The 11,106-nt window shown below is 36.8% G+C and carries 6 protein-coding genes; 5 read left to right on the top strand and 1 reads right to left on the bottom strand.

The genetic code is table 11. The features are described from left to right. Positions 1–330: 330 nt before the first annotated feature. Positions 331–993, top strand: a complete 663-nt coding sequence (locus tag FG382_RS14440) for a ribonuclease H family protein (RefSeq protein ID WP_142539593.1) — start codon at positions 331–333, stop codon at positions 991–993. A 210-nt stretch (positions 994–1,203) separates the two neighbouring features. Further along, complete coding sequence (locus tag FG382_RS14435; protein WP_170206528.1) at positions 1,204–2,232, top strand: SGNH/GDSL hydrolase family protein; 1,029 nt, start codon at positions 1,204–1,206, stop codon at positions 2,230–2,232. Between the two features lie 34 nt (positions 2,233–2,266). On the opposite strand, the gene FG382_RS14430 is transcribed toward FG382_RS14435, so the two are convergent. Next, positions 2,267–2,674, bottom strand: a complete 408-nt coding sequence (locus FG382_RS14430; protein ID WP_142539591.1) for a hypothetical protein — start codon at positions 2,672–2,674, stop codon at positions 2,267–2,269. 178 nt (positions 2,675–2,852) lie between these two features. Here FG382_RS14430 and FG382_RS14425 point away from each other — a divergent pair, with 178 nt between their 5' ends. The 3 genes from FG382_RS14425 to FG382_RS14410 all read left to right on the top strand — a co-directional run bounded on the left by FG382_RS14425 (position 2,853) and on the right by FG382_RS14410 (position 10,898). Next, complete coding sequence (locus FG382_RS14425; RefSeq protein WP_142539590.1) at positions 2,853–3,332, top strand: metal-dependent hydrolase; 480 nt, start codon at positions 2,853–2,855, stop codon at positions 3,330–3,332. 224 nt (positions 3,333–3,556) lie between these two features. Continuing rightward, positions 3,557–6,256 (top strand): 5'-nucleotidase C-terminal domain-containing protein, encoded by a 2,700-nt coding sequence (locus tag FG382_RS14420; RefSeq protein WP_170206527.1) that lies wholly within the window; start codon positions 3,557–3,559, stop codon positions 6,254–6,256. A 52-nt stretch (positions 6,257–6,308) separates the two neighbouring features. Continuing rightward, entirely contained in the window at positions 6,309–10,898 is a 4,590-nt protein-coding gene (locus tag FG382_RS14410; protein WP_229677278.1) for an endonuclease, read from the top strand. Positions 10,899–11,106: the final 208 nt, after the last annotated feature.

Below are 11,106 nucleotides of genomic sequence, written 5' to 3'. Positions count from 1 at the left end.
TGGCGAAAGGCACTCTCGTCGGGAACCGATATATTTAGGTTCTGACCCAAAGAGTATGATTAGCAAGTGAAAGAAAAGTTTTTTGTGGAAGTGCACCTTGATGTCTGATGATGTTTCAGACGAAGTGAACTGCACTGACGAGATGAAAGTTAACATTGTCAGTAAAGGTTTAACAAAGCAACATTAGCGAATTTTCCGAGTGTATCCCCATTGAGGGGAAAGAAGAAAGCGTAGTCCAATTAGGATTACGCTTTTTTCTTTCCATATGTAAAAATGTACTGTATTGGGTAATCTATAGTTATGTGGATTTAATAGTTTGGAGGATTTGTGATGAATGTGATAATCGAATGTATTTATAGGACTCCTAAAGGGGTGGAAATTACCTTTCGCTCAGATGAGATGCAGGCAACTCAAGCCCTACTTGTTGCAGAGGACTTGGAGAAAATAGGTCGCGCAAAAAATGTGATTTTCATTGATCGTTTTGATAGTTCGTGGACGATAAAAGAGTTGAAGGGCTATTTGAAAGGAATCGAAACGGAACCACATAATGTGACTGTTTATTTTGATGGGGGATTCGAGCGAGCATCTAGCAGCTCTGGTTTGGGTTGTGTTATTTATTATGAGCAAAGCGGAAAGTCGTATCGATTAAGAAGAAATGCGTTTGCTACCGAGCTAGTATCTAATAATGAGGCCGAATATGCGGCGTTCTATCTAAGCTTGCAAGAGCTTGAAATTCTGGGGGTTCACCATTTACCAGTCCGCTTCATTGGAGATTCACAGGTCGTGATTAATCATTTGAGTGAAGAATGGCCAGTGATAGAAAAGGATTTATCTAGTTGGGCAGATCGTATTGAAGCTAAAATGAAAGACTTAGGTATTCAGCCAGAATACGAGTTAGTTCCAAGAAAAGCAAATGCGGAAGCGGATCGATTGGCAACCCAAGCTCTGAATGGAATTGAAATTACTGGGACTAGTGAGATGGAGAAGTATTAGCTATTGGAGAAACTAAAAAGTCCTTTCGCAGTTGAACAAGACTGTGAAAGGATTTTTTGCCTTTACCTGCTTTCTAAAGCTCACTATATTTATTTCCATAATAAAGTTGTGTCTCTAAATGAGAAAAGCTATTATTAAAACAGTTGTAGTTCTATTCTGATAACTATGGGTACTTATGCATATTATAGAATGGGTGAAGGAGGATTAATAGTGAAGAAGATTTTATCGTTTGTATTAGTCGGAGCACTTGCTCTTTCTAGCGTTTGGACTCCTAACGCACAGGCGGAGAGTAAGAAAGTCGATTATGTAGCATTGGGTGATTCACTAGCAGCTGGTCATACGCCATATGGGATTAAGGTTGGAAGAGGGTTCACCGATATTATTAGTGAAGAGCTCGCTAAGAAAGATTTGTTAGCGTCCTTTAACAAAGACTTTGCCATGACCGGTGAAACAAGCGTCGGTTTGTTGGAAACATTGAAGCGTACTGAGGTGCAGCAAGCTTTGAAAGAGGCAGAGCTTGTTACCATTATTAGCGGTGCCAACGATTTTATAGATGAAATGTACAATCCAGAGGATGAAAGTATTAATACAGATCTTGCAACAGCGTCGGCAATGTTAAATAAAGTAGCTGGTAATTTGACTGCTGCTATTCAACAAGTGAAAGCACTCAATCCGGAAGCAGATGTTTATTTATTTGGTTATTATTTTCCGTTACCACATATAGCGGATAATGGGGTCAAACAACAGTTGAAACTCGCTTTTAGTTTTGTAAATAGTAGAATGGCTGAAATCGCGAAAAGAGAAAATGTACACTTTGTGGAAATAGCAACTGCTTTTGATGTAAATGGCACAGCATTTTTGGAAAACCCAAAGGATATCCATCCAAACGAAGCTGGGTATCAAGTATTAGCTGATCAATTTTTAAAAAATTATTTAATGCCTGTACAGGCCCCAACCAACATTCCGAAAGTAATGTGGGGGAAAACAGAGCTCAAAATTGGCCAAATTGGTAAAGTAACGATTCTTCAAGATACTTATTTGATGAAAATAGAAAACGATGGCTCTTTATCTACTATTCGAACATTGAAAAAGGGAGAAGAGTACCGAGTTTACAGCTATAAAGGGCAACAGAATGGTCTTTATGGTTTAGGGGGAAGTAGCTTTGTTCAAAAGAACACGGCAATTCGTTACGAAACACCATCGAAAGCGAAGCTAGCGTTATTACAAAAGAAGAATTGACTAGAAAAAAGCGACTGAAGCTTCAGCCGCTTTTTTAGTCTTTTGCATTATGATTGGTATTTTGTTGTTTTGCAGGTGATTGGTTATTAGCTTCTGGCAAAGATTCTTCTTTTTCAGGAAGCTTTTTTTGTTGGGATTTTGGAAAAGCATTTTTTGCTGCCGATTTAGAATCGGGCTCTTGTACTTTTTCATTGTAATACTGAACGCTTGTCATGGCTCCTTCTTCCACCATACGATTGTCGTCTGGGTCTTTAGGATCTGAGAAACCAGCTTTCGTCATTTGTGTCGGCTTATGTTTTTTAGTATCCGTATAAGAATTAATTTTTGTTTTAGTATTTTTCAAAGTTGTTATTGCTTGGTCTCTATTTTCAATTTTAGTGAAATAGGCATATGATAATGCGGCAATTCCTCCAATTAATAAGGCACATCTAGTTTTATTCATCTTCGTCACTCCCTAAATGTAATGTATTGTTTTTATATGATACCCATTTCAATTAGCGGCCAAACATTTTCGTAAGTGGCAATTTCTAATTTATTGGTTACTGTTATCCTATTTAGTCAGTTGGAAAAATAGTGTAAAATAGAAGTTTAGCTTAAGAGTAAAAGGAGAAAAAAGAAGCATGACAGGAAAAACTCACATCATTGGCGGTATTACAGCAAGTCTTGCTTTTGCCCAAACTTCAAATTATGAAACCGTCCTTTTAGTTGGCGCTGGTGTTGTCGGTGCTTTGATTCCAGATATTTGCCACGGAGGAAGTAAAATTGGGCGAAAATTGCCTTTACTATCTAAAATTATTAGTACATTATTTGGCCACCGTTCCTTTACACATAGTTTATTGTTTTTGTTTCTAATAGGAATTCTTTTGAATTCATTCGTAACAAATGAATCTATTGTAGCGGGAATCTTGGTAGGAATGGCGAGCCATTATATTTTGGATATGGCTACAAAAAACGGGATTAAATTGTTGTATCCGATTAAAGTAACGGTGCGTTTCCCGATTACAACGAAAACTGGAGGAGCAGTGGAAGATGTAGTGTTTGCCGCACTATCACTGCTAACGGTTTATTTTGGATATGGAGTTTTTACCAGTTATTTTTAGTTCTCAAGCAGAAAGTTTACAAAATGAAGAAAGCTATTTCACTTAGGGTGTCTATGTGGAATAGCTTTTTTATTTATGTAAATGTATTGTTAACTTAACTTTACAAATTTTTCACAATATTCTGTTTGTATTAAAGTTCTATTTTAATTATAATAGAGTAGTTGCTTGATTATTCTATTTATTAGATAGAATTGCCTAGCGCGAATAATACTAGGAGGGAAATTATGAATAGGAATACGGTAAAAAAGTCTGTAATTGCAACGGTTCTTGCAACATCCTTATTAACTTCAACAAGTGTTAGTTTCGCTAATAGTTCATTGCAAGAAATTGTCGACCAGGCGAGAATAGATATGAAGGAAGCGGCTTATTCTTATGTAGTGCCTTCACAAAATGGAAAACTCGCAACAAGTTTAGATTTGTATCCAGCATTGAATTTGGCAAAAGCAAATTACCAAAAAGCTAGAAAAGCAATCTTGAAATCAGATGCAAAAAATAAAGATACTTTGTTAAAAGATTTAGATGCTCTATATGAAGAACGTATTACAAAAGGAATTATTCCTTATATTGACGCTTACAATTATGCGGACAAATATCTAACGCCGATTATGGCAGATCTCCAAAAGGCAGAGGCAGAAAAAGACTGGGCGAAAGTAGAAAATTTATATCACAAACTATCCGTTCAATTAAAAAGCCGTACAGCGATACTTTATCGCTTTACAGGTAAAGCTGCAAGGGATTTATTGTTAAAACAATATAAAGACCCGGCAAACCTTAAACGTGATCAGCTGATGGTGCCCGTGACAGTTTATATGAAAGTACAAGAAGCAGATAAATTGTTAGCTGCTGGAAAATCTGCGGAAGCTATAAGAGTTTTAGAGACAATTAAACCTTTACTCTATAGATTGCCACCTACTGAACGACTTCCAATGATGAAAGAATTATTAGAAAAAATAGAGGCGGTAAGTAAAAAAGCAGGGGTTGTCATAATCACACCTACTACTCCATCTACTCCTGGTGGTGGAAGCGGTGGTGGAGGTAATAGCGGAGGTGGAAACAGTGGAGGCGGTGGCGGTAATACTGGCTCTAACTTCAATTTATCATTGATGCATACGAACGATACACACGCTAACTTGGATAATGTGGCAAAACGAGTTACGGCAGTCAAGGATGTTCGTAAAGCAAAACCATCTGCACTATTAATAGATGCAGGAGATGTTTTCTCAGGAACGTTATATTTTAATGAATTTAAGGGACAAGCTGATCTGGAGTTTATGAACCTGATGAAATACGATGTGATGACACTTGGAAACCACGAGTTTGATCTTGGTTCAGGGGCGGATGGTCACAAAGCTTTAGCAGAGTTTATTAAAAAAGCTAATTTCCCAATTGTCAGCTCTAATGTTGATTTTTCACAGGATGACGATTTAAAAGGCCTATTCAATGTGAAGATATCAAGTGATGCAAAAAATAGTCAGATTTATAGTGGCATTATTAAAGTTGTAAACGGTCAAAAAGTAGGTTTGTTCGGATTAACAACTGCAGAGACAAAAGATATCTCTAGCCCAGAAAAGGTAACTTTTACTGACTATGTAAAAGCAGCTCAAACAATGGTTGATGAGTTCCAAAAGCAAGGAGTTAACAAGGTTATAGCGGTGACTCACTTAGGTTATGATGATAATCCAGCTTATGACAATGACTTGCAATTGGCAGCAAAAGTTACAGGTATCGATGTTATTGTAGGAGGTCACAGTCATACAAAACTAGAAAAACCGGTAGTAGTAAATAAAGATTTAAATGGAAAAGCAAAAGATCCGACCGTTATCGTGCAAGCTTATCAATACAGTGAATTTCTAGGCACATTAGATGTAGAGTTTGATAAATATGGAAGAGTAGTAAAACATGCAGGCGAGTTAATAAGTGTCAACGCTAAACAAGAGGATGCAGAAGCCGCTCAATTGTTGAAAAAATACTCGGATAAAATTAAAGAGTTGAAAGAACAGCCTACTGGTGCAACTGCTGTAAAAGCTTTAGAAAACCCTAGATCAAATGCAGAAAGTAATGTAAGTGTAAGAAGTAATGAAACCCCACTTGGAAATCTGATTACAGATGGCATGCTAGATAAAGCCAAAGTGTATAACAAAGATGTCGTTATGGCATTCCAAAATGGTGGAGGAATAAGAGCGGGGATTAATCAAGGTCCGATAACGGTAGGTGAAGTTATAACAGTCCTTCCTTTTGGAAATACCCTAGCGACTATGAAACTTACGGGTGCAGAATTAAAAGCAACATTTGAAACTAGTTTTAAAGAATTTCCTAAAGAAAACGGCGGTTTTCTTCATGTATCTGGTGCAAAAGTAGAATTCGATTCTTCTAAGCCGGTAGGAGAACGTGTAGTTTCTATTAAATACGAAGCGGCAAAAGATAGCTATGTAGAAATTAAAGATGATGAAGAATATGTAGTTGCAACCAATGCCTTTACAGCAAAAGGTGGAGATGGCTACGACGTTCTGAAAAAAGCATATGAAGAAGGAAGAGTTACAGATTTAGGCCTCTCTGACTGGGAAAACTTACGTGACCATATCGCAAGCTTGGTAAATGTTGATCTAAAAGTAGAGGGACGTATCGTTGACGTTGCAAATAAAAATCCGGGCACTGAACTTCCAGGTGGGGAGATTGGAGAAGAAGATTTCTCTGGTACACAAGATGCACCAAAAGTATACAATGGCGACGTTACAGTATCTGTGACAAATATTGCTAAACTTGAAAATGCAGTAATCAAAGGTGACTTAATCCTTACCGGTAATCCAAGCGAAAGTATTTCTTTTTCTAATATTACAGTTGAAGGGGATGCAGACTTTACTGGACTAGGTGGGAAAATTGTGAACTTCGACGGAATAACGATTGATGGTGAAATGATTCTTTGATTTTAATAGTTAAGGTAATTATCAAAAATAGAAAAATGATAGGAGCCAAATAATGAAACAGTATAAGAGGAAAACCGTAAATATTGGTTTAATATTTCTTTTGATTTTCAGTTTAATTACTCCATTTAATGCTCAACATGTAGAAGCGGCAGAGTCAATTTCAGTTGCTGAAGCTATTGCAAATAATTCAGGGTCAGCTTCAGTACATGGATATATCGTAGGCTATATGGTAGATAAAAATAAGGTGAACTTAGAAGCTCCATTTCCTGCAGATACAAATATAGTTATTGCAGATTCTCCAGATGAGACAGATATTAAGAAAATGTTGCCAGTTCGATTAGCAACTAATTTCCGTGCTCAATTTGGATTAGCAACTAACCCGAATAACCGTGGAAAAAAAGTTGAAATTAATGGTACTTTAGGTGCTTACTTTACTTTACCTGGTATTTCTGCAGTTTCTACTATGAAGTTCCTTGATGATGGCGGAGAACCACCTGTAGAAAACAAAGTAGAAGTTGTTACAGTGTCTATACCGTCTTCAAGCGTTCCAAAAGATACTAAAATTATTCTATCAACCAAAACAGAAGGAGCATCAATTTATTACACAACTAATGGGTCAGAACCAACAGTTTCAAGTACTAAATACGAAGCTCCGATCGTCATTGACAAAGATATGACGATTAAAGCTATCGCTATAAAAGAGGGACTTGAAAACAGTGCGGTTGCTGAGTTTAGTTATACAGTATTAAGTGAAGAAGGGACAGTATCAATTGCAGAGGCACGTGCTACAGCCCTTGGCCAAACAGTAACGGTTAAAGGAATAGTAGCTGCAAACTTGAAAAATACTATTTCGATTCAAGATTCTACAGGTGGTATTGCCGTACGCCCTACTAGCCTGCCTTTAACTGTAGGAGATGAAGTAATCCTCACTGGTAAATTAGCAGATTATCGTGGACTTCTTCAATTAGATGGGGCAACTATTGTTAATAAGTCAGGAAATGTAGGAGCACCATCACCAAAAATAGTTACAGGTGCAGAAGTGTCCGAAAACAATGAATCACTTCTAGTGCAAGCAAAAAGTATTACATTAAAATCAGTAAATGCAGGAAACTATACAGCAACTGATGGAGTAACTGAATTCATCGTCCGTGATGAAAATGGTTCTTTAGGTTTAATTGTAGGTAACACATATGAATCTATTACAGGTATTGTTCAACAGTTTGATTCAGATTACCAAATCATCCCTAGATCAGTGCAAGATATCATTTCCGACAGTTCAATTTTGCAACCAGTTATAGCAAATCCAGGTAGTGGAACTTTTGTCGGTGGTACAATGGTTACACTGTCCACTACAACTGTAGGTGCAGAGATTTATTACACAGAAGATGGAACTGAACCAACAAAAGAGAGCACCAAATATACTGCACCTATCGAGATTAAAAAAGATACAACAATTAAAGCAGTAGTAATAACTGCTGAGGGATCTTCTGAAGTGAAGTCTTTTGAGTATAAGATTACAGATAGTCTTCAAATTCATGATATACAAGGATCAGGGCACGCTACTTCATTCGATGGAAAAACAGTAGAAGGGATTCAAGGGGTTGTTACTTACTCATTTGAATTAAGTGGTTCAACTTATTATCATATCCAAACTCCAGATGAGTTAGCGGATAATGATCCAAATACCTCGGAAGCAATTTTACTTTATAGTGGTAAAAACAAATGGCCGATTAAAGTAGGTGATCTAGTATCTGTCACTGGGAAAGTGAGCGAGTATGCATATGATGGATATTCTGATGCTAACCAAACTGACTTGAAAACCACACAAATCAACGTTAGAAATGATCAAGGTGGAAAAGTTGAAGTTATAAAAAATGGTGTTACTTTACCAGCGCCAATCATCATCGATGAAACAAAAATGGCATTAGCAAAAATTGATAGTGATAATCTAACTGTTTTCAATCCGACTGTAGATGCAATTGATTTCTGGGAAAGCATTGAAGGAATGCGAGTGGAAGTTGGAAATGTGAAAGCAGTAGCACCGCAAGAGCATGGAGACCTTGTTACACTTCTAGAAAACGCGCCAACGAATTCTCTTCATGGCGGTGTATTATATGAAGAGGGTAACCAAAATCCAAATCGTATACAATTCCGTTTAGAACCTAATGGTCCTGGTCGTGATTTTGAAGTTGCAACGGGGGATAAGTTTAATGGTCCGATTACTGGAGTAGTGGGCTATTCATTCCAAAACTTTAAAATCTATGTTTCTTTAGATGAAATGAAAGCTGCTCATACAAAAGGAACTGCAAAACCTGAGAAGACAACAATTGCTAAATCAGAAGATAAATTAACGATTGCATCTTATAACTTAGAAAACTTCTCAAATAATACAAAATCTACTTCCAATGATAAAGCTAGTAAATTAGCAAGAGCAATCGCTAATGATATGCAAAGTCCTGATATTGTTGGTGTCACGGAAGTTCAAGATAATAATGGGGAAGATTCTGGAGACTCAAAGGCAGACCAAAGCTATGCAAGATTGATTGCGGCAATAAAAGCTGCAGGCGGAGCTCAATATAAGTATGTAAATATTGACCCTGTGAACAATCAAGATGGTGGTGCGCCAAATGCTAATATCCGTGTCGGGTTCCTTTATAATCCGGAACGCGTGAAATTAACAGAAGGTATCTCTTCTGGAAATGCGACTACAGCTGTAGGTTACCAAGATGGAAAGTTAACACTTAATCCAGGACGCATTGACCCTACAAATAGTGCATTTAATAGCAGCCGCAAACCATTAGCAGCACAGTTTGATTTTAAAGGTGAAAGTGTTATTGTAATAGCGAATCACTGGAATTCGAAGTCTGGAGATACTCCTTTATTTGGATCTATTCAACCTCCGAAATATGATAGTGAAACGCAACGCCATAAAATTGCGAATATCGTATATAACTTTGTAGAAGATATTAAAACAAAAAATCCAGATGCAAATGTTGTTTCTTTAGGAGACTTTAATGATTATCAATTCTCTCAATCATTAAAAATCCATGAGGGCAGCCTAATGACAAATATGATTAACAAAGTAGAAACTGCTGATCGTTACACATATTTGTATCAAGGTAATTCACAAGTTTTAGATCATATTTTAGTTACTAAGAACTTAGAATCAAAAACTAAAATTGATATTCTTCATATAAACGCAGACTTTACGGATATGGCTGGACGCGCAAGCGATCATGATCCGGTAATGGTTCAAATTGATTTACTAGCTGAAGATGTAGAAGAACCGATTAAAGCAGAAAAAGAATATGACTTCAAAAATCTTAAAACTAAGAAATTGACGATTGGGCAACCAAGCATATCTGTTAAACTCGATGACAAGTCAGTTATTACAGAAGGAATCCTTTTCAAAGGAGCGTACGCAGAATTTCAAGGTGAAGGTTTTGCGAAGCATTCTGTAACGATCAAACCTGTAAATGCTGGTGCGATTATTGATTTCAAAGGAACAAATGTGCAAAAGTTAATCATTGATGGTACTAATGTAAAAGAAATCCGCGGAGCCGAAAACATTCAAGAAATTGAATTTATTAACGGTGCAAATGCAGAAACAATTAAATTTACAAATGTTAAAGGGGAACCCATTGAGGTTCCTTCTTTACCTGGTGAAAATAAAGCACCGATTGTAAAAAAAGCTATATCTAACCTAGACGTTAGAGTTGGAGAAACAGCATCCATCTTATTGACAGATCATTTTTCTGATCCAGACAATGATAAACTTACTTTTACATCAACAAAAGGGACTGTTGAAGCAAACACATTAAAATTAAAGCTTGAATTAGGTACTCATATTGTTGGGGTCACTGCAACAGACGGTGAAAAAAGTGTAACTACGAATTTTAGTGTAAATGTGACTACTGCTGGTTCCCCTGTGGATGACTATTACAAAGATGCTTTTGGCAAAGAAGGACAAGCCTTGAAAGCTGCGCTCCATGAAATTATCGATGATCATACACAACTATCTTATGATCAAGTATGGGAAGCTTTAAAAGAGACGGATGAAGATCCGAACAATAAGAATAACGTTATTTTATTTTACTCAGGAGTATCCCGTTCCAAAAATAGTAACGGTGGTAATGTAGGACAATGGAATCGTGAACATACATGGGCTAAATCACACGGAGACTTTGGGACAAGTAAAGGACCCGGTACTGATATCCATCACCTACGTGCTACGGATGTACAAGTGAATAGCGCTAGAGGAAATTTAGATTTTGATAATGGGGGAAGCCCAGTTAACGGATGTAATGGATGTTTAAAAACTTCAAATTCATTTGAGCCACCTAATCGCGTAAAAGGTGATGTTGCAAGAATTCTCTTCTATATGGCTACTCGCTATGAAAAAGGAGATAAAGTTGATTTGGAATTAAACGAAAAGCTAGGTAATGGAAGTGCACCTTACCACGGAAAGCTGTCAACTCTCTTAAAATGGCATCTTCAAGACCCAGTTGATGAAGTGGAACGAAATAGAAATAATATCATTCAAAAATGGCAAGGAAACCGCAACCCATTTATCGATCATCCAGAATGGGTGCAATCAATTTGGGGGCAAACAAGCTCGTCTAATGTTCAAAAGGCTTCATAATATTAAAGGATAAAGAAGTGTTACGGGTAACTGATACCCGTAACACTTCTTTTTTGTAAATACATGCTAACAAAAATTTACATGTATTTAACAATATTCACATTGTACTTAATATTTGTATTCTCTATTCTTAAGTAGTCATTGTTATATCTAATTTATAAAATTAATTTAATTAGTAGATTAGTAGTTTATAAATATCGGTAGGAGG

Source organism: Psychrobacillus lasiicapitis (assembly GCF_006861795.1).
GTDB classification, from domain to species: domain Bacteria; phylum Bacillota; class Bacilli; order Bacillales_A; family Planococcaceae; genus Psychrobacillus; species Psychrobacillus lasiicapitis.
Note: the sequence above shows the minus strand (reverse complement) of the source record. Positions and strands in the feature narration are given on the sequence as shown.

Bases quoted from the DNA above. Each gene is read 5' to 3' on its own strand.
- FG382_RS14420 (WP_170206527.1), top strand. From the start codon at position 3,557: ATGAATAGGAATACGGTAAAAAAGTCTGTAATTGCAACGGTTCTTGCA.
- FG382_RS14425 (WP_142539590.1), top strand. From the start codon at position 2,853: ATGACAGGAAAAACTCACATCATTGGCGGTATTACAGCAAGTCTTGCT.
- FG382_RS14410 (WP_229677278.1), top strand. From the start codon at position 6,309: ATGAAACAGTATAAGAGGAAAACCGTAAATATTGGTTTAATATTTCTT.
- FG382_RS14440 (WP_142539593.1), top strand. From the start codon at position 331: ATGAATGTGATAATCGAATGTATTTATAGGACTCCTAAAGGGGTGGAA.
- FG382_RS14430 (WP_142539591.1), bottom strand. From the start codon at position 2,674: ATGAATAAAACTAGATGTGCCTTATTAATTGGAGGAATTGCCGCATTA.